Annotated in this window: 15 protein-coding genes; 6 read left to right on the top strand and 9 right to left on the bottom strand. The window is 67.7% G+C overall.

Annotated elements, in window-relative coordinates; translation table 11 throughout:
* Positions 1-45 precede the first annotated feature (45 nt).
* Positions 46-1464 carry an aminotransferase-like domain-containing protein gene (locus ACEN9N_RS00945; protein ID WP_495655184.1) on the top strand — a complete coding sequence of 473 codons (1419 nt, stop codon included), beginning with the start codon at positions 46-48 and terminating at the stop codon, positions 1462-1464.
* On the opposite strand, the gene ACEN9N_RS00940 is transcribed toward ACEN9N_RS00945, so the two are convergent.
* The 6 genes from ACEN9N_RS00940 to ACEN9N_RS00915 form a co-directional block, all read right to left on the bottom strand.
* Positions 1412-2677: an MFS transporter gene (locus tag ACEN9N_RS00940; protein ID WP_495655183.1), complete on the bottom strand. Its 1266-nt coding sequence runs from the start codon at positions 2675-2677 to the stop codon at positions 1412-1414. The genes ACEN9N_RS00945 and ACEN9N_RS00940 overlap by 53 nt on opposite strands.
* A 112-nt stretch (positions 2678-2789) precedes the next feature.
* Positions 2790-3623, bottom strand: a complete 834-nt coding sequence (phnX, locus tag ACEN9N_RS00935; RefSeq protein WP_495655182.1) for a phosphonoacetaldehyde hydrolase — start codon at positions 3621-3623, stop codon at positions 2790-2792.
* Between the two features lie 49 nt (positions 3624-3672).
* Positions 3673-4803 carry a TIGR03364 family FAD-dependent oxidoreductase gene (locus ACEN9N_RS00930; RefSeq protein ID WP_413315397.1) on the bottom strand — a complete coding sequence of 377 codons (1131 nt, stop codon included), beginning with the start codon at positions 4801-4803 and terminating at the stop codon, positions 3673-3675.
* On the bottom strand, positions 4803-6518 hold the full coding sequence (locus tag ACEN9N_RS00925) for a putative 2-aminoethylphosphonate ABC transporter permease subunit (protein ID WP_413315396.1): 1716 nt from the start codon (positions 6516-6518) through the stop codon (positions 4803-4805). Before ACEN9N_RS00925 ends, ACEN9N_RS00930 begins: the two co-directional genes overlap by 1 nt.
* A 3-nt stretch (positions 6519-6521) precedes the next feature.
* Positions 6522-7604: an ABC transporter ATP-binding protein gene (locus ACEN9N_RS00920; protein WP_495655181.1), complete on the bottom strand. Its 1083-nt coding sequence runs from the start codon at positions 7602-7604 to the stop codon at positions 6522-6524.
* Positions 7605-7722: 118 nt separating this feature from the next.
* Complete coding sequence (locus tag ACEN9N_RS00915; RefSeq protein ID WP_007831737.1) at positions 7723-8757, bottom strand: putative 2-aminoethylphosphonate ABC transporter substrate-binding protein; 1035 nt, start codon at positions 8755-8757, stop codon at positions 7723-7725.
* Between the two features lie 187 nt (positions 8758-8944).
* Between ACEN9N_RS00915 and ACEN9N_RS00910 the strand changes: the two genes are divergently transcribed.
* Together ACEN9N_RS00910 and ACEN9N_RS00905 are read left to right on the top strand one after the other, a co-directional pair.
* On the top strand, positions 8945-9505 hold the full coding sequence (locus tag ACEN9N_RS00910) for a phosphonate degradation HD-domain oxygenase (protein WP_495655180.1): 561 nt from the start codon (positions 8945-8947) through the stop codon (positions 9503-9505).
* 108 nt (positions 9506-9613) lie between these two features.
* Complete coding sequence (locus ACEN9N_RS00905; protein WP_413315393.1) at positions 9614-11404, top strand: ABC transporter ATP-binding protein/permease; 1791 nt, start codon at positions 9614-9616, stop codon at positions 11402-11404.
* Here the strand turns inward: ACEN9N_RS00905 and queC are convergent.
* Positions 11386-12090 (bottom strand): 7-cyano-7-deazaguanine synthase QueC, encoded by a 705-nt coding sequence (gene queC, locus ACEN9N_RS00900; protein ID WP_007831740.1) that lies wholly within the window; start codon positions 12088-12090, stop codon positions 11386-11388. The genes ACEN9N_RS00905 and queC overlap by 19 nt on opposite strands.
* A gap of 233 nt (positions 12091-12323) precedes the next feature.
* Here queC and ACEN9N_RS00895 point away from each other — a divergent pair, with 233 nt between their 5' ends.
* The 3 genes from ACEN9N_RS00895 to ACEN9N_RS00885 all read left to right on the top strand — a co-directional run bounded on the left by ACEN9N_RS00895 (position 12324) and on the right by ACEN9N_RS00885 (position 16167).
* Positions 12324-13817 carry an alkaline phosphatase gene (locus ACEN9N_RS00895; protein ID WP_478179879.1) on the top strand — a complete coding sequence of 498 codons (1494 nt, stop codon included), beginning with the start codon at positions 12324-12326 and terminating at the stop codon, positions 13815-13817.
* Positions 13818-13861: 44 nt separating this feature from the next.
* On the top strand, positions 13862-15382 hold the full coding sequence (locus tag ACEN9N_RS00890; protein WP_495655179.1) for an alkaline phosphatase: 1521 nt from the start codon (positions 13862-13864) through the stop codon (positions 15380-15382).
* A gap of 113 nt (positions 15383-15495) precedes the next feature.
* A complete protein-coding gene (locus ACEN9N_RS00885; protein ID WP_478179877.1) occupies positions 15496-16167 on the top strand; it encodes a hypothetical protein in 672 nt (223 codons plus the stop codon).
* A 3-nt stretch (positions 16168-16170) separates the two neighbouring features.
* Here ACEN9N_RS00885 and ACEN9N_RS00880 read toward each other — a convergent pair whose 3' ends face one another.
* Together ACEN9N_RS00880 and ACEN9N_RS00875 are read right to left on the bottom strand one after the other, a co-directional pair.
* Entirely contained in the window at positions 16171-16650 is a 480-nt protein-coding gene (locus tag ACEN9N_RS00880) for a cyanophycin metabolism-associated DUF1854 family protein (protein ID WP_495655178.1), read from the bottom strand.
* Positions 16647-18962, bottom strand: a complete 2316-nt coding sequence (locus tag ACEN9N_RS00875) for a cyanophycin metabolism-associated ABC transporter (protein ID WP_495655177.1) — start codon at positions 18960-18962, stop codon at positions 16647-16649. The genes ACEN9N_RS00880 and ACEN9N_RS00875 overlap by 4 nt, the downstream gene beginning before the upstream one ends.
* Between the last annotated feature and the right edge of the window lie 82 nt (positions 18963-19044).

Below are 19044 nucleotides of genomic sequence, written 5' to 3'. Positions count from 1 at the left end.
TCGACCGGTGCAGATAAAGTGCGACCGAATGAAGAGCAAGCCGCAATGAAGCGATACGAAACCCTGGCCGCCGACATCGAGGCCTCGATCCGCAACGGCACCCTGAAGACCGGCGACCGCCTGCCCTCGGTGCGCCACACGGGCCAGAGCCGGGGCGTGAGCGCGTCCACCGTGTTCCAGGCGTACTACCTGCTGGAAGCGCGCGGACTCGTGCGTGCACGGGACCGTTCGGGCTACTACGTGGCGGGCGGCGGCCTGCGTGATGCGCCCCCCGAATCCACGCTGACCTCGCGTCCCGTGGACGGGCCGAAGTCGCTCGACGTGAGCGACCAGGTGTTCGACATCCTCGAAGCCAGCATGTCGCGCAAGGTCGTGCCCTTCGGCTCGGCCTTTCCGAGCCCGCTGCTGTTTCCGCTGGCACGGCTCGGGCAATTCATGGCCGCCAGCGCCAAGTCGCTCGACCCATGGAGCACGGTGGACGACCTCACGCCCGGCAGCGCTGCGCTGCGCCGGCAGATCGCGCTGCGCTACCTCGCCGACGGCATGCCGGTGCCGGCCGACGAGATCGTCATCACCAACGGCGCGCTCGAAGCGCTCAATCTCTGCCTCGCGGCCGTGACTCGGCCGGGCGACGCCGTGATCGTCGAATCGCCCACCTTCTATGCCGCGCTGCAGGCGCTGGAGCGCATGGGCCTGCGGGCCATCGAGGTGCCGACGCATCCGGGCGAAGGCATCGATCTCGCAGCGCTGGAGCTGGCCGTCGCGGCACACAAGCCCGCGGCATGCTGGCTCATGACCACGTTCCAGAATCCGCTCGGCAGCCTGATGCCGGACGCGAAGAAGAAGGCACTGGTCGCCCTGCTCGCGCGGCACGAACTGCCGCTGATCGAGGACGACGTGTACGCCGAGCTGTACTTCGGCGAGCGGCGGCCTGCACCGGCCAAGGCCTTCGACACGCAGGGGCTGGTGCTGCACTGCTCGTCGTTCTCGAAATGCCTCGCGCCGGGCTATCGCATCGGCTGGACCTCGGCCGGGCGCTTCGCGCGCAAGGTGGCGCGACAGAAGCTCACGACCACGCTCAGCACCTCGGCGCCCGCGCAGCTGGCGCTCGCGGGCTATCTCGAAAAGGGTGCCTTCGACAAGCACCTGCGCAAGCTGCGGCAGACGCTGTCAATGCAGCAGGCCACCTTCACGCAGGCCGTGGGCCACCACTTTCCGCCGGGCACGCGCGCCACGCGGCCGCTGGGCGGGTACTTCCTGTGGGTCGAGTTGCCACCACGCGTGAACGCGCTCGACATCCATCGCAAGGCGCTGAAACTCGGCATCAGCGTCGCGCCGGGACCGATCTTCTCGGCCACGCGCGCCTTCACCAACTGCCTGCGGCTGAACTACGGCCACCCATGGAACGGGCTCAGCGAGCAGGCGATGCGGACACTCGGCCGGCTGGCCGCCGAAGCGTCCTGAACAACAGAAACGCTGTGATGCTCACGTTCACCAGGTTCCATCCGATGCCGTTCAGGAAGGCCGCGTGGTAGCTGCCCGTGAGGTCGAACACCTTGCCCGACATCCACCCGCCCAGCGCCATGCCGAACAGCGAGAACATCAGCACCGTGCCCACGCGCGCGCCCGCCTCCTTCGGCGGAAAGTGCTCGCGCACGATGATCGCGTAGGACGGCACGAGGCCACCCTGGAACAGCCCGAACAGCGCCGAGATCACGTACAGCGGCACCAGCCCGTCGAACGGCAGGAACAGCAGCAGCGCCACGCACTGCAGCACGCCGCCCAGCAGCAGCGTGCGCAGCCCGCCGATGCGGTCGCAGATGGCGCCCGACACCAGCCGGCTCACGATGCCGAAGCCCAGCATCAGCGACAGCATCATCGCGCCCTGCGCCGGCCCGTAACCCAGGTCGCCGCAGTAGGCCACGATGTGCACCTGCGGCATCGCCATGGCCACGCAGCAGGCCACGCTGGCCACGCACAGCAGGCCTTGGGCCGTGCCCATGCTCAGGCCGAAGGGCCGCGTCATGTCGCGCACGACCGCCGCGCTCGATGCATTCACTGGCGGCACGTGGACGAGCGCCGGCGGGCGCGCGCGGAAGAACAGCGCGAGCAGCGCCATCGCCAGCCCGCAGAAGACGCCGATGCCGATGTAGGTCTGGCGCCAGCCCACGGTTTCGACGAAGTGCTGCGCGACGGGCGGCCACACCGCGCCCGCAAGATAGTTGCCGCTGGCGCACACCGCCACCGCGATGCCGCGCCGCTTGACGAACCACAGCGAGGTGTCGGCCACCATCGGCGCGAAGGCCACCGAGCTGCCGAGCAGGCCGACCAGCAGCGCCTGCGCGACGGTGAATGAAACGATGCCGCCCGACATGCCGGTGGCGATGTAGCCCGCGCCGAGGAACACCGAGCCCATCAGGAGCGGCCACATCACACCGAAGCGGTCGGCGAGCTTGCCCATGACGACGCCGCCGAAGCCGAACCCGAGCATCAGCAGCGTGTAGGGCAGCGAGGCATCGGCACGGTCGATGCCGAACTCGGCCTGCACCGCGGGCAGCATCACCGAGACCACGTACATGCCGCTGCTGCCGACCGTCATGACCAGCAGCGTGAGGCCGAGGCGGAACATGGCGTAGCGCGAATCCGTCGCGTGGACGGTTGTCTCGGATGTCTTCATTGCTTTTCTCCTCGCCGAGGATACCCCGCGGCGGGAAGATGCTGGCACGCCCGATCACGTCCGATCATGCAACCCCGGCGGCACGGTGCCGCCTTCGCGTGCAAGGCGCGGATCAGCTCACCGAAACGACCGGACGCTCGCCGCCTTTCAGCCGGCGTTCGATGTCCTCGAGCACGTTCGGCAGATCCGCCACGCTGTCGATCACGTAGTGCGCGCCTGCAGCCTTCAGCTGCGTGGTCGCGATCTTCCGCAAGGCCTGCTGCTGCGCCTCGTCGAGCGCCGTCCACTCGGCGAGCGTCAGCCCCACCGCGTTGCCGGTGACCGCGAGGCCCACGGCCCAGGTGCCCGCGCTGAGGCCTTCCTGCAGGCCCACGCCGGTGTCGTCGACCTTCACCACGGTGTGCGGCGGCCACACGCCCAGGTCGGCGAAGCAGCGGTACATCATGAGCGGCGACGGCCGGCCCGCGGCGAGGTCGCCGGCACACACGAGGTTGTCCGGCACATAGCCGCCGGCCGCGGCGATGGGCACGACCACTTCCATGATCGGGCGGTTGTAGCCGGTGGTCGAGCCGATCTTCAGGCCCCGTTCACGGGCCGCATTCACCGCATCGATCGCGCCGGGAATGAAGTCGGCGTGGTCGCGCGCGCTCGCTGCGTTCATGGGCGTGAAGACTTCGTAGAGGCGATCGACGTCCGCGTCGTCGAAGGCTCGGCCGTGCCTGGCCTCCCATTGCGAGGCGATGCGCGGCAACGTGCCGAGCGCCTTGATGTGGTCCCACTTGGCCATGCCCATCGGGCCGCGCGCCTCGGCGATGGCGATGTCCACGCCGAACTGCTCGAACAGCTTCACGAAGGCGCCCATGGGTGCGCAGGAGCCGAAATCGAGGATGGTGCCGGCCCAGTCGAAGACGACGGCCTGGAGCTTGGAGCGGTTGTGGGCGTTCATGGCGAGAGGATGGAAAGAATCGGGTGCAAGACAAGGCGCGGCGCGCGCGTCACCATGCGTCGAAGACGTCGTGCGCGATACCGAAGCCGGTGCTCGCGCCGCTGCCGCTGGTGACCAGCACCACGCGGGTGGCGTCGTCGGGCGCGTCGATCACGCAGGGCGTGGTCCTGGACGAGGGGTAGACGCCGGTCCAGCGCTCGGTGATCTGCGCGGTTTCGAGGTTGAGCGTGCTGCGCAGGTGGCGCAGGATGAGCTGGTCGACCTCCTCCATCGCGAAGGGTTCGGGCGCATCGCCGTAGTGGTGCGAGTCGCCGACCACGAGCGAGCCGTCGGCGCTCTGCACCACGATGAGATGGATGCCGTGTTCGAGCGACGCAGCCTCTTCCTGCTGCAGCCGCGCGCGCAGTGCGGCGGCTTCGGGCAGCGTGCTGTAGCCCTCGTAGCGCACGAGGCTCAGGTCCATCATCACCGAGCCCGGCAGGCGAAAGCCCGCCTCAGGCTTCACGCGCAGCATCTGCAGGCGGCACAGCGTGAGCGCGTGCGCGGCGATGCGGTCGGCGAAGAGGCCGTGCAGCTCGGTGTTGGTGCAGACCACCACGCGCTCGCCGCGAAGAACGCCGCGCGAGGTGCGAACGCGCGGCGTTTCCACCTCGTGCACGGTCTCGCCGAAGCGGAACACGACGCCATGCGCCTCGGCCAGCCATTTCGCGAGCAGGCCGATAGCGGTGCGCGACTCGACGCGCAGTTCGTGCGGGCTGAACAGCACCGAGCGCGCGTCGGCCAGGCTCAGCGCGGGCGCCTTGGCCTGCGCGTCGGCCGCGTCGAGCAGCTCGCAGGCCTCGCCCATCGGCGTGCGCATGAAGGCCTCGAGCACCGAGTGCGCCTCGGGCCGGTAGGCCGCGAGCCAGAGGTTGCGGTGCACGATGTCGATGCCGGCTTTCGGCGCGACGGCCTGCCAGACCTCGCGCGCATGCATCGCGCGGCGCCAGGTGTCGCCCGGCGCCTGGCCGGTGATGGTGATGAAGCCGAAGTTGCGGATCGATGCGCCGATGGCGGCCGCATCGCGCTCGACCACGCAGACCTTGAGCCCGCGCTGCGCGGCGGTGTAGGCGTGGGCCAGGCCGACGATGCCGGCGCCGACGACGATGAGGTCGAAATTGTCTTGGGGGGTGCCGGGCATTACCGGTTTCTCCAGGTTTGGGTGCGCGCGAGCGCCCAGTGCCCGGCCAGTGCGAACACGCCGCGGCCGACGGCGGCCGTGAGCATGATCAGCGAGGCCATGGCAGCGGCGGGGGCCACGTCGCCGGCATCGTCCATGTTGAGCACGGCGATGGCGGCCAACGTGGTCTGCGGCGAGTAGAGGAACACGACGGCCGACACGGTGGTCATCGCATTGACGAAGAAGTAGCCGCCCACGTTGAGCACGGTCGGCAGCGCCACCGGCAGGTGCACGCGCCAGAGCGTGCGCCAGAACGGCACGCCCATCGACTCGGACACCAGCTCGTACTCGCGGTCGAGCTGGCGCAGCGCGGTGAGCGAGGTGAGGTGCGCCACCGAGAAGAAGTGCGCCACCGTGCAGATGACGAGGATCGCCATGCCGCCGTACAGGCCGTTCAGCGGATTCGACGGCGAGTTGAAGAAGAAGATGTACCCCACGCCCAGCACCAGCCCGGGCACGGCGAGCGGCAGGTTCGCCAGCAGGTTGAGCAGCTCGCGCAAGAGGCCGAAATGGCGCGGCTTCTCCACCAGGTAGGCAGAGATAAAAGTGACGAGCGCGCCCGCCACCGCCGCGCACATTGCGAGGCGCAGCGAGTTGAAGTAACTGCCCCATCCGCCGCCGTCCATGTTGCTGAAGTCGTAGTTCTTCAGCGATGGTGCGAGCTTGTACGGCCAGTAGGTGGCGAGCGATGCGAACACCGCCATGCCGATCATCACGAGGATGGCGCAGGCCGTGAGGGCGCAGAACACGAGCAGCGCGCGGTCGCGCGTCTTCACGGGCTCCGGCTGGTAGGGCGTGGCGCGCGCCGAAAGCGCCGCCGCCTGCCTGCTGCGCACGCGCCGCTCGACGAGAAAGGAGAGCACCGCCGGAATCAGCAGCACGAGCCCCACCACCGCGCCCATCTGGAAGTTCTGCTGCCCGACCACCTGCTTGTAGATGTCGGTCGCGAGCACGCCGGTCTGGCCGCCGACCACCTTGGGCACGCCGAAGTCGGTGATGACCAGCACGAACACCACCATCGTGGCCACGATGAGGCCGTAGCGCGAGGCCGGCAGCGTCACGGTGCGGAAGATGCGCCAGCGCGAGGCACCGAGCGTCTGCGCCGCTTCATAGAGCCGACCATCGGACGTGGCCATGGCGGTCGTGAGGATCAGGAGCGCATGCGGCAGCGTCCAGAACACCGAGCCGAGCACGATGCCCAGCGGCCCGTAGATCGAGGCCTCGCCCATCAGCCCCTTGAAGAGGCCCTGGTTGCCGAACAGGTAGACCAGGCTGATGGCCGGCAGCAGCGAGGGCGCGAGCAGCGGAATGAGCGCCACCGCGCGCAGCGCGCCCTTGGCCGGCATGCAGGAGAGCGTCAGCGCATAGGCGTACACATAGGCGATCGCCGTGCAGACCACCGCGCTGATCGCCGCGAGCCACAGGCTGTTGAAGGCCGATTGCACGAGCGCCGGGCTGTCGAGGTAGCGCGCGAAATTCGCCGGGCCGACGAACGCGCCCGCGCGGTCGAAGAAGCTCTGGCCCACGAGCGCGCCGACGGGCAGCGCGACGATCACGGCCAGCAGCAGCACGAGCAACGCGACGGCCGCACCGGTCAGCCAGCGCTCGCGGTCGAACGCGCTGCCACGCGGCAGCACCATCGGCCGCACGGCGATGGCATCGGGAGAACTGCTCATGGCTCAGTGCGCCAGGATGGACAGCGCATTCAGGGGCAGTTGGATGTGCACCATGCTGCTGGGCACCAGCGGCTCCTCGCCGCCGTAGCGCGCGTCGGCCGGCAGCTCGGCCTCGATCTCGATGCCCAGTGGCTCGCAAGCCAGCCGCGCCGAGGTGCGGTTGCCGAAGAACTCCGTGTCGAGCAGGCGCGCCGCGAAACTGTTGGCGCCCAGTTCGGTGCCGAAGCGCTTGACCACCACGTGCTCGGGGCGGATGCCCACGGTGGCCTGCGAACCCACGCTCAGGGTGCCGAGGTTGCTCGGCGTGCAGAACAGTTCGCTGTCGCGCACGCGCACCTTGCCCTCGGCCAGCACGGTCGCGGGCAGCATGTTCATGCGGCCGACGAAGCCCGCCGCGAAACGGGTGCGCGGCTGGCGGTACAGCTCGTCGGGCGTGCCGGCCTGCTCGATGCGGCCGTTGTGCATCAGCACCACGCGGTCGGCCATCGAGAGGGCTTCTTCCTGGTCGTGCGTGACCATGATGGTGACGATGCCCAGGCGCTTTTGCAGCGAGCGGATCTCGCTGCGAAGGCTCGCGCGCACCTGCGCGTCGAGCGCGGAGAGCGGCTCGTCGAGCAGCAGCAGGCGCGGGTTCGGCGCGAGGGCACGCGCCAGTGCGATGCGCTGCTGCTGGCCGCCCGAGAGCTGCACCGGGTATTTGTCGGCGTGCGCAGCGAGGCCGACGAGGTCGAGCATCTCGCGCGAGCGCTTGGCCATCTCGCGCGCCAGTGCGCCGGTGGGATGCAGGCCGTAGGCGATGTTCTGCGCCGCCGTGAGGTTGGGGAACAGCGCATACGACTGGAACACCACGCCGAAGCCGCGCGCCGCCGGCGGCAGGCCCGCGATGTCCTGGCCGCCGAGCAGGATCCGCCCGCTGTCGGCGCGCTCGATGCCGCACACGATGCGCAGCAGCGTGGTCTTGCCGCAACCCGAGGGACCGAGCAGGCACACGAATTCGCCGGGCTCGATGTCCAGGTCGATGCCGTCGAGCACGCGGGTGGCGCCAAAGGACTTGCCGATGCCGCGGAGGGAAAGAAAGCTGGTCATGGTCGAAGCCCGTCAGTCAAGGAACACCGCGGAACCGGCTTCGCCGGGCCGCAGGTGTTGCCCCCGGTAGGGGGTTGGCGAAGCGACACGAAGTGCGCGAAGACTGGGGGCGAGCTCATCACATCGGCTTCTTTTCGGATTTCGATTCGTAGCGCTTGGACCATTCGGTGAGGATGCGGTCGCGGTTCGCGGCGGCCCAGGTGAAGTCGTTCTTGGCGAGCAGCTTCTCGACGTCGCCCGGCACGAATTCGAGCTTCTCCTGGATGCCCGGCAGCGCGAGCACGGCGAAGTTCTTCGCGTAGAGCTCGTTGGCCTGCTTGGTGACGGCCCAGTCGGCCAGCGCCTTGGCGGCGTCCTGCTTCTTGCTGGTCTTGATGATGCCGGTGGCTTCCATGTCCCAGCCGAGGCCCTCCTTGGGCAGCACGATGTCGATGGGGGCGCCGTCGCGCTTGGTCTTGTTGGCGCGGTATTCGAAGGACATGCCGAGCGCGAATTCGCCGGCGCCGGCCTGGCGGCAGGGCTTGCTGCCCGACTGGCTGTAGATGCCGATGTTCTGGTGCAGCGCGTCCATGTACTTCCACGCTTTTTCCTCGCCCATCATCTGGATCCAGCCCGACACCATGAGGTAGCCGGTGCCCGATGCCGCGGGGTTGGGCATGGTGATCTGGCCCTTGTAGACCGGGTTGGTGAGATCCGCCCAGCTGGTGGGCTTGGGCAGGTTCTTCTTCGTGGCTTCGGCGGTGTTGAAGCAGATGGCCGACGACCACACGTCCATTCCGACCCACTTGGGCGGGTTGGCCGGATCGCGCATGGTGGCCTTCACGGCGTCCAGGCCCTTGGGCGCATAGGGCTGGAGCATGCCTTCCTTGTCGAGCAGCATCAGCGAAGTGGCGGCCAGGCCCCACACCACGTCGGCCTGCGGGTTGGCCTTTTCGGCCAGCAGCTTGGCGGTGACGATGCCGGTGGAGTCGCGCACGAACTTCAGTTCGACGGCCGGGTTTTCCTTTTCGAACGCGGCCTTGTAGGCCTGCACCTGGTCGGCTTCGAGCGCGGTGTAGACCAGCAGCTCGGTGCGGCCTTGCGCGGAGGCTGCGAAGGCCAGCGAGAACAACGCGGCGGGCACGGCAACGCGGCGGATGAAGCGGAACGACATGATGGGAGATCCCTCGGGAAGGAGTGAAAGTACGCGGACGAAAGTACGCACGGCTCGGCCGTGGACGCGGCGATGCTCGCAGTGCCGTGTGACAGGGGTTTGTCAGATGCGTCACACGGATGTCATGGCGCGGGACGACGCTTCACAGGCTGCCGCACGCGCTTGGCGTTTGCTTCGTTTCAACTCCATGACACTCGACCTCGCCGAGATCGCACGCCTGTTCGCCGAACGCGGCGGGGTGGCCTACGCGGGCGAGCCGGTCTCGCAGCTCGAACACGCGCTGCAGTGCGCATGGCTCGCCGAGCAGGCGGGTGCGAGCGACGCGCTGGTCACGGCCGCACTGCTGCACGACCTTGGACACCTGCTGATCGCCGAGCACCAGACGCTCGCGCAATCGCCCACCGAGCTGGGCATCGACGATCGCCATCAATACATCGCGCTGCCGCTGCTGCGCGGCGCCTTCGACGTGGAAGTGCGCGAGCCGATACGGCTGCACGTGGATGCCAAGCGCTATCTGTGCGCGATGCGGCCGGACTATTTCTCGAAGCTCTCACCGGATTCCGTGCGCAGCCTTGCACTGCAGGGCGGCGTGATGGATGCGGCAGCGGCGGCCCGTTTTGCCGAGCATCGCTGGGCCGACGATGCGGTGCGGCTGAGGCTTTGGGACGAAGAGGCGAAGGTCGAGGGGTTGAAGACACCGCCGCTGGCGCATTTTCTTTCGACGGCTGCGCGGGTCCTTCTGCGCTGAAGGTACTTTTTTTGCCCAGCGGCCGGGTTTCAGGTCCATTTAAGAAACATTTGTCTACTATGGTTTCCTCATGATGTCCGGCGCACCTGCGCCTGCGAGGAAACCTGCATGTCTTCATCCGTCACGGCGCGAGCCGCCACGTTCACCCAGGTTCTGAGGCGCGTCTTTGCGCTCGCGGCGCCTTATTTCAGGTCCGAGGAGAAATGGCGCGCGAGGACCATGTTCGCGGCGATCGTCGCGCTCAACCTGGCCTACGTCTACGCGCTGGTGCTCTTCAACCAGTGGTACGGGCGCTTCTACGACGGGCTGCAGAACAAGGATGCGGCGGTCTTCTGGCGCGAGATCCGCGTGTTCGTCGTGCTGGCCTTTTTCAACATCGCGCTGCAGGTGCTCAAGTTCTATGTGACGCAATTGCTGCAGCTGCGCTGGCGCAGCTGGATGACGCGCGACTACATGACGCGCTGGATGGCCAACCGCACCTTCTATCACCTCGAACTCGCGCGCTACGCGAACAAGGACGGCCAGACACCGGACAACCCCGACCAGCGTATCCAGGAAGACATGCAGCTTTTCACCGACTACACGATGACGCTGTCGATGGGCCTGCTGAATGCGGTGGTCACGCTGGTGAGCTTCGTCGGCATCCTCTGGGGGCTGTCGGGCAGCGTCGAATTCTCGATGGGCGGCACCACCTACCAGATCGTGGGCGCCATGGTGTGGCTGGCGATCGCGTACTGCGTGGTCGGGACCGTCATCACGCATTTCATCGGCCGCCCGCTGATCGGCACCAACTTCCGCCAGCAGCGCTTCGAGGCCGACTTCCGGCATCACCTGGTGCGGGTGCGCGAATACAGCGAGGCGATCGCGCTGGACAGGGGCGAGAAGGTCGAGCACGGCCAGCTCGACATGCGCTTTGGCAGCGTGCTGCGCAACTACCTGCTGCTCATCAAGCAGCAGAAGAACCTGATCACCTTCACCTCGTTCTTCGGGCAGGCTGCGGTGATCTTCCCGTTCGTGGTGGCCGCGCCCCGCTTCTTCAGCGGCGCGATCCAGTTGGGCCAGCTGATGCAGATTTCGTCTGCATTCGGCAAGGTGCAGGACTCGCTGAGCTGGTTCGTCGACAACTACGACAAGGTCGCGGTCTGGCGCGCCACCACCGACCGTCTGACCAGCTTCGACGACGCGATGCGCGCCCACGCGGCGCAGGCCATGCCGCTGCAACGCGGGGAGGCGGCCGATTTGCGCAGCGACGACCTCTCTGTGGCGCTGCCAAACGGCACTTCGCTGCTGAGCGGCGCCGCGCTGGCCGTGAAACCCGGCGACAGCGTGCTGCTGCAGGGCTCCTCGGGCAGCGGCAAGTCGACCTTGTTCCGCTCCTTCGCCGGCATCTGGCCGTTCGCGAGCGGGCACGTGAAGATGCCAGACGGCGCGGTGTTCATGCCGCAGCGCCCCTACGTGCCCGACGGCAAGCTGCGCGACGCGCTGACCTACCCGAACCCCGCCGCCGATTTCACCGACGAGCAGCTTCGCAAGGCCCTGACCGACGCCCTCCTCCCCGACCTGGCCAGCCGCCTGGACGACAGCGATTCATGGAGCCAGAAACTCTCCGGCGGCGAGCAGCAGCGCCTGGCCATCGCACGCGTACTGCTGAAGAAACCGGCATGGCTCTTCGCCGACGAGGTCACCAGCGCACTCGATGCGCAGGCCGAGGGTGTGCTCTACAAGCGGTTGTCGGACATGGTCCATGCAGCGGGCGGCGCGATGGTGTCGATCGCGCACCGCGCAGCCGTCGGAGACTTCCACAACCAGCGCTGGACGCTGGTGCCGCAGGAAGAAGCAACGGCGGGCGGCGCGCGCTACCGGCTGAACATCTCGGCGGCTCAACCCGCCGCGGCGTAGCGCTCCCAGCCCTTCTTGCGCAGCTCGCAGGCGGGGCATTCGCCACACCCGTAGCCCCAGGCCTGGCGGTGCACGCGGTCGCCCAGGTAGCAGGTGTGCGTCTCTTCCACGATCAGCTCCACCAGCGGCTCGCCGCCCAGGCGGTGGGCCATGGCCCAGGTCTCGGCCTTGTCGATCCACATGAGCGGCGTCTCGATGACGAGGCGGCGCTCCAGCCCGAGCGAGAGCGCGAGCTGCATCGCCTTCATGGTGTCGTCGCGGCAGTCGGGGTACCCCGAGAAGTCGGTCTCGCAGACGCCGGTGACGATCACCTGCAGCCCGCGCCGGTACGCCAGCGCGCCGGCCAGCGTGAGGAACAGCAGGTTGCGCCCGGGCACGAAGGTGTTGGGCAGGCCGTCGGCCTGCATGGCGAAGGCGACCTCTTCGGTCAGCGAGGAGCCGCCGAGCTGCGCCAGCGCCGCGAGCGTGAGTACGTGGTCTTCGCCGAGGCGGGGCGCCCAGACGGGGAAACGCTCGCGCATCTTCGCGAGGACGGTGCCGCGCACGTCGAGCTCGACGCGGTGGCGCTGCCCGTAGTCGAAGCCCAGGGTTTCGACGCGCTGGTACTTCGAGAGCGCATCGGCGAGGCAGGTGGCCGAGTCCTGGCCGCCGGAGAACAGAACGAGGGCGGTGGTGTGCAGGGGCATATCCGTCAACGGCGAGGCCGCTGTAGTCCAAAGACGCGATTTTCGCAGGCCGCGCCCGCTGGCAGCCGGGCATGACACGCCGGCGAATTCCGCCGCCTTTCTTTTTTGAAATGGGCTGAACTTTCTCGGCGGATGTGCATCGTCACCGCCGAGTCATCTGACGTCTTTAGATTTCACTCCCAGAAACGGTGCGCGTCATGCGCACCGGTCGAACAACCATCGAAGGGAGTCGCATGACCCAACGCTTCATTGCCCCAGCACTGCTGGGTTTCTCGCTGCTGCTGACCGCCTGCGGCGGCAGCGGCAACAGCAACGGCTTTTCCTTGCTGCCACTGATCCCGCCGCCGACCACTGCGCCGCCGGCCGCGCAACCGCCCGCCGCGCAACCCCAGAAGAACGTGCTGTTCTTCCTGGGCGACGGCATGGGCATCACCACGATGACCGCCGCGCGCATCTACAAGGTCGGCGAGGACGGCGACCTGACAATGGACACACTGCCAGAGACGGCCTTCGTCCACACCTATTCGAACGACGCCCAGGTGACCGACAGCGCCCCCTCGATGTCGGCCTACATGACCGGCGTCAAGATGAACAACGAAGTCATCTCGATGAGCCCCGAGACCAAGGCCACCGACGCCTCGGGCAAGGCCTACCACGTCAGCTTCGACAGCACCTGCCCCTCGGGCAACGGCCAGGCCGTCGAGACGCTGCTCGAGCAGAGCAAGGCCAAGGGCTATGCGACCGGCGTGGTGACCACCACGCGCATCACGCACGCCACGCCCGCCGCCACCTACTCGCATGTGTGCCACCGCGACGCCGAGAACACCATCGCCGCGGCGCTGGTGCCGGGCGGCGCGGGCTACAACGGCAAGCTCGGTGACGGCGTCGACGTGTTCTTCGGCGGCGGCACCGACTACTTCACCGCCAAGGAAGACGGCGGCAAGCGCAACGACAAGCGCAACCTGATCGCCGAACTGAAGGCTGCCAAGTACAGCTATGCCGGCAGCAAGAGCGAGTTCGACAAGCTGCCTGCAGACGGCGCCACCAAGATCGCCGGCCTCTTCACCAAGAGCCACATGGCCTACGACCTGGACCGTGACGCCACCAAGGAACCGAGCCTGGCAGAGATGACCGGCAAGGCCATCGATGCACTGGCGGCGCGCAAGAAGGGCTTCTTCCTGATGGTCGAGGGCGGCCGCATCGACCACGCGCTGCACGCCACCAACGCGCGCCGTGCGCTGCAGGACACCGGCGCCTTCGACGACGCCATCAAGCTCGCGCTCGACAAGATGCAGGCGATCGATCCGGGCCTGAAGAACACGCTGGTGGTGGTCACGGCCGACCACGACCACACGCTGCAGCTCAACGGCTATGCCGCGCGCACCGGCAAGACCGAGGCCGGCAAGCCGGGCGTGCTCGGCCTGGTGAAGGACTATGTAGACACCAGCAAGACCAGCAAGGACGTGGGCGGCAACCCCTACACCATCATCGGCTTCGGCAATGGCCCGCGCCGTCTCGCCACGCGCGGCCCGATCAGCGACGCCGAACTGGAAAGCAAGGACTACAAGCAGGAAGCCGTCGTGCCGATGGATGCGGCCAGCGACTCCGAAACCCATGGCGGCGCCGACGTCTTCCTCGGTGCTCAGGGCCTGGGCGCCGACAACTTCTCCGGCGTCATCACCAACACCGACGTGTTCGGCCTGATCAAGAAGGCGGTCGGCCTGTGAGGGGCACTCCGCACGCACCGATGAGCACAACCATGAACACGACCATGAACCGCATCACTCGCAAAACCCGTCTGGCCGCCGCCCTCGTCTGCGCCGCCGCCGGCACCCTGGCCGGCAGCGCCCACGCCGCCGGCGAAGCCAAGAACGTCATCTTCTTCCTCGGCGACGGCATGGGCCCTGTCACCGTGACCGCCGCGCGCATCTACAAGGGCGAGAAGCAACTGGCCGCCAAGCCCGGTTCGCTCGTGAGCCCCGAGCGCGCCAACCTCGTCATGCAGTCGCTGCCCTACGCGGCGCGCGTGAAGACCTTCTCGCTCGACGGCCAGACCACCGACAGCGCGCCCTCGATGGCGGCCTACATGACCGGTGTGAAGATGCGCAACGAGGTGATCTCGATGTCGAGCGACACCACCGCCGTCGACAGCACCGGCAAGCAGTACATCAACGGCGAAGACACCACCTGCCCGTCGACCAACGGCAAGGCGGCCGACACGCTGCTCGAGCTCGCCAAGGCCAAGGGCCGCGCGGTCGGCGCCGTGTCGACCACGCGCGTCGGCCATGCCACGCCGGCCACCACCTACGCGCACATCTGCAACCGCAACGGCTACAACACCATCGCAGAGCAGAGCGTTCCGGGCCACCCGAACTACAACCCCAAGCTGCTCGACGGCGTCGACGTGCTGCTCGGCGGCGGCCAGCGCAACTACCTGCCGAAGTCGACCAATGCGCAAAGCAAGCGCACCGACAACGTGGACCTGGTGGCCGCGATGACGGCCAAGGGCTACACCTACGTCGACACGGGCACCAAGCTCAAGGCCATCGACACGGCCGCCACGGGCAAGCTGCTGGGCCTGTTCTCGCAGAGCGAAATGGCCTACGAGCTGGACCGCGTCAAGCAGAGCCTCGACCAGCCGAGCCTGTCCGACATGACCGAGAAAGCGCTCGGCGTGCTCAGCAAGAACGACAAGGGCTTCTTCCTGATGGTCGAAGGCGGGCGCATCGACCACGCGCTGCACGGCACCAATGCCAAGCGCGCGCTGGAAGACACGCTGGCCTTCGACGCGGCCATCCAGACCGCGCTCGACTACATGAACAAGAAGGACCCGGGCCTGCAGAACACGCTGGTAGTGGTCACGGCTGACCATGACCATGCCATCGCCTTCAACGGCTACCCGAAAATCGGCAACCCGATCCTCGGCCTCGTCAACGGCTACGCCGACGGCAAGCCCTTGAAGGCGGCCGATGGCAAGCCCTACACCACGCTGGTGTTCGGCAACGGCGGCCGCCCCAATGCAACGCTCGCCAGCCAGACCAACCCCGAGGACGGCAACAGGCCGTGGATCGCACCCAAACGCGACACGGATCGCGACGACCAGACCGCGATGGACACCACGGACGACAACTTCCTGCAGGAAGTCGGCATCAACCTCGGCACGCCCGGCGCGGAAACGCACGGCGGCGGCGACGTGATGCTGTTCGCCGGCGGCGCGGGCTCGAAGAGCTTCAAGGGCACCATGGAGAACATCAAGGTGTTCAACAAGGTCAAGGAAGCGGCCGGACTGTGATCAAGCACACCCCCAGCCTTCGCGCACTTCGTGTCGCTTCGGCAACCCTCTTGCAGAGGGCGATACCTGCGGCCCGGCGAAGCCGGTTCCGCGGTATCCCTGGCATGGTGCTGATGGCCGTTCTGAGCCTTCCGCTGGCGGCCAGCGCCGCCGGCGATGCCGAGGCGCCCGACCAGAACCTGCGCATCCAGCACCACGTGATGTCGATTGGCAAGGACGGCGTGCAGCGCGACAGCCGCTATGCCGACCTGATGTTCCGCCGCGCCGGCACCGTGTGGGTCGAGCGCGAGCTGCCGCCCGTGCTGCGCGCCGACCATGACCACGAGGCCCGCGAAGGCAAGGTGCACATCGGCCACTCGCACGCCGACAACACAGCCGCGCCGCTGTGGCTGCGCCGCGATGCGGCCGGCAAGGTGCAGGTGGGCATGGTGCTGCGCGAGCAGCGCAAGGTGATCGAGGTCGACGCCGCCGACTACGGCAACGTCGGCTATGGCGGCTCGTGGGCGAATGCCTACTGGCTGGTCGATCCGGCGAGCCTGCCGCGCATGAAGCCGCTCGGCGCGGCTGGCAGGGGCGTGCAGCGCTACGAAGTGCAGCAGGGCGAGAGCACGCTGCGCATCGAGTGGGACACGGTCGGCCGCTATGCGCGCAAGATCGAGCAACGCAATGCGCACGGCACCTCGCTCAACGTGATGACCGCCTCGGCCATCGCGGCGCCGAAGACGCTGCCGTGGAAGACCGCCGATGCCTACGAGCGCGGCGAGTACTCAGACCTGCTGGACTGAGCGCTAGAGAAAACGCTCGAGCAGCTTGCGCGACGCGCGGTCGAGCGTCTTCACGTCGGGAATGCGGAACTGCACGCCGTGCGCGCTCGCAATGAGCAGCGCGCCGCCTTCGAGCCGGCGGATGTCTTCCTCGGCCTTGAGCACGAAACTGGTGTCGCCGCGGTCGGTGCTGATGGTCCAGGTGCTGGGCACGCCGAAGCTCGACACGCCGTGCAGGCGCAGCAGCGTGGGCGCGAAGTCGCGTACCGCGAGTTCTTCTTCGAGCAGCACCCTGGCCCGCGCCGGCAGTTGGTCGGCGCTGTCGATCCAGACCAGCTCGCGGCCTTCGCTGCCGACCAGCGACACGCCATGGCCCGGCGCGCTCAGCGGAAAGGCCCGCACGGGCGTGACGCCCACATGGCGCTCGCCCTGCGCGTCGGTCAGCACGAGGCGGCCGAAGGCGTCGCGTTCGAGTTCGAAAGATGGGGTGTTGAGTTCGGTCATGCGTCGCCCGCCGGATGTGCTGCGTGGCTGATGGCCAGGGGGGCTTGCGCACTGGCGCGCTCATTGGCGGCGCCTTCGCTCGCATCGTCGTCGCCCTGGCGCAGTTGCGCCTGGTAGAGCCGCCAGTAGGCGCCCTGCTTCGCCATCAAGGCATCGTGCGGCCCGACCTCGACCACTTCGCCGCGGTCCATGACCACGAGCCGGTCGGCCTTGCGCAATGTCGACAGCCGGTGCGCGATGGCGATGGTGGTGCGGCCCTGCACGAGGTTGTCCAAGGCCTTCTGGATTTCCTTCTCGGTCTCGGTGTCCACGGCCGAGGTGGCCTCGTCGAGGATCAGGATGCGCGGATCGATCAGCAGCGCGCGCGCAATGCTGATGCGCTGGCGCTCGCCGCCCGACAGGCCCTGCCCGCGCTCGCCCACGAGCGAGTCGTAGCCGTGCGTCAGCCGCAGGATGAAGTCGTGCGCATGGGCCGCGCGGGCCGCGGCAACCACCTCTTCGCGCGTGGCGTCGGGCTTGCCGTAGGCGATGTTCTGCGCGATGGTGCCGAAGAACAGGAAGGGTTCCTGCAGCACCAGCCCTACGTGGCGCCGGTAGTCGGCCACGGCGAAGCGGCGGATGTCGGTACCGTCGACCTTGATGGCGCCGTCGGTCACGTCGTAGAAGCGGCAGATGAGGTTGACCAGCGTGCTCTTGCCCGAGCCGCTGTGGCCCACGAGGCCGATCATCTCGCCGGGCTCGATGGTCAGGTCGAGGTCGTGGATCACGGCGCGCGAGCCGTAGCGAAAGCCCAGCCCGCTCATCTCGATGCGGCCCTGCACGCGCGGCACCTCCCCCGGCTTGGCCGGAAGGCCGACAGGAACCGGCTTTGCCGGTTCGGGCACATTGCTCACGTGGTCGAGGATGTCGAAGATGCGCTTGGCGCCCGCGGCGGCCTTCTGCGTGACCGAGACGATGCGGCTCATCGAGTCGAGCCGCGTGTAGAAGCGGCCGATGTAGGCGATGAAGGCCGTGAGCACACCCACCGTGATGCTGCCGCGCGCCACCTGCCAGATGCCGAAGGCCCACACCACGAGCAGGCCGATTTCGGTGAGCAGCGACACGGTCGGCGTGAACAGCGACCAGGTGCGGTTGAGCTTGTCGTTCACCTGCAGGTTGTAGGTGTTGGCGACGCGGAAGCGCTCGGCCTCGCGGCGCTCCTGCGCGAAGGCCTTGACCACGCGGATGCCGGGAATGGTGTCGGCCAGCACGTTGGTCACCTCGGACCAGACGCGGTCGATCTTCTCGAAGCCAGTGCGCAGGCGGTCGCGCACGACGTGGATCATCCAGGCGATGAAGGGCAGCGGCACCAGCGTGACCACGGCCAGCAGCGGATTGATGGAGATCAGGATGGCCGCCGTCATGACGATCATCAGCACGTCGTTGGCGAAATCGAGCGCGTGCAGCGACAGGAAGACGTTGATGCGGTCGGTTTCGGAGCCGATGCGAGCCATCAGGTCGCCGGTGCGCTTGCCGCCGAAATAGTCGAGCGGCAGGGTCAGCAGGTGCTCGTAGGTGGTGGTGCGCAGGTCGGCGCCGATGCGCTCGGACACCAGCGCCAGCAGGTAGGTGCGCGCCCAGCCCAGCGCCCAGCCGACCAGCGCCGCGATCAGCAGGCCGCCGAGGTACAGGCCCACGCGCATGGTGTCGATCTTCTGCCCGTTCTGGAACGGGATCAGGATGTCGTCCATCAGCGGGATGGTCAGGTACGGCGGCACCAGCGTGGCGGCGGTGGAGATCAGGGTGAGTACGAATCCCAGGATCAGCTGCTTGCGGTACGGGCCGGCGAAACGGCCCAGGCGCAGCAGCACCCAGGTCGATGGCGGGGTCTGGAGTTCGGCGTCGGGGGTGCCCTCTTCGCCGTCGGCAACCTCGACGGCCCCTGCTGTCTCCTTGGCGACACCGGCCGTTCGCTGGCCGAACAACTTGAGCAGGCGCAGCGCCGCGACCTGTCCGGCCAGGGTGTAGCGCCAGCGGGCCAAACGGCCCGAAGGCCCCGTCAAATCGAGGGTTCCCACCCCCGAGTGGTCGGACAGGCGCAGTTCCAGGGCTGCATCGGTTAGCGGCCACTCACGCCATTCGCCGCCCGGTTCGAGCGCGATCAGCCTCTGGTCAGTCAGCGCGACTAGGCCGCAAGCGAAGCGAAGTTGGTCGTCGAGGTCAACCGACAGTATTACCAGAACGTTTTCCGCGACTGCGAGCCGGTTTTTCAGCGCGTCTGAAGCCGCCTCTGTTTCGCCCTCCCGGGTGCCGACTGGATCGTGATGTTGCATTGTGTTTCTCTGACTCTTGCCCGTCGCGGGCCGCATGGACCGCGTCATGGCGCCCTTGGTCGGGCGCCGATTCTGACCGATT

It is taken from the genome of Variovorax sp. Varisp46, from assembly GCF_059491885.1.
The sequence above is the reverse complement of the archived record's forward strand: the minus strand, read 5'-3'. Positions and strand labels throughout refer to the sequence as shown.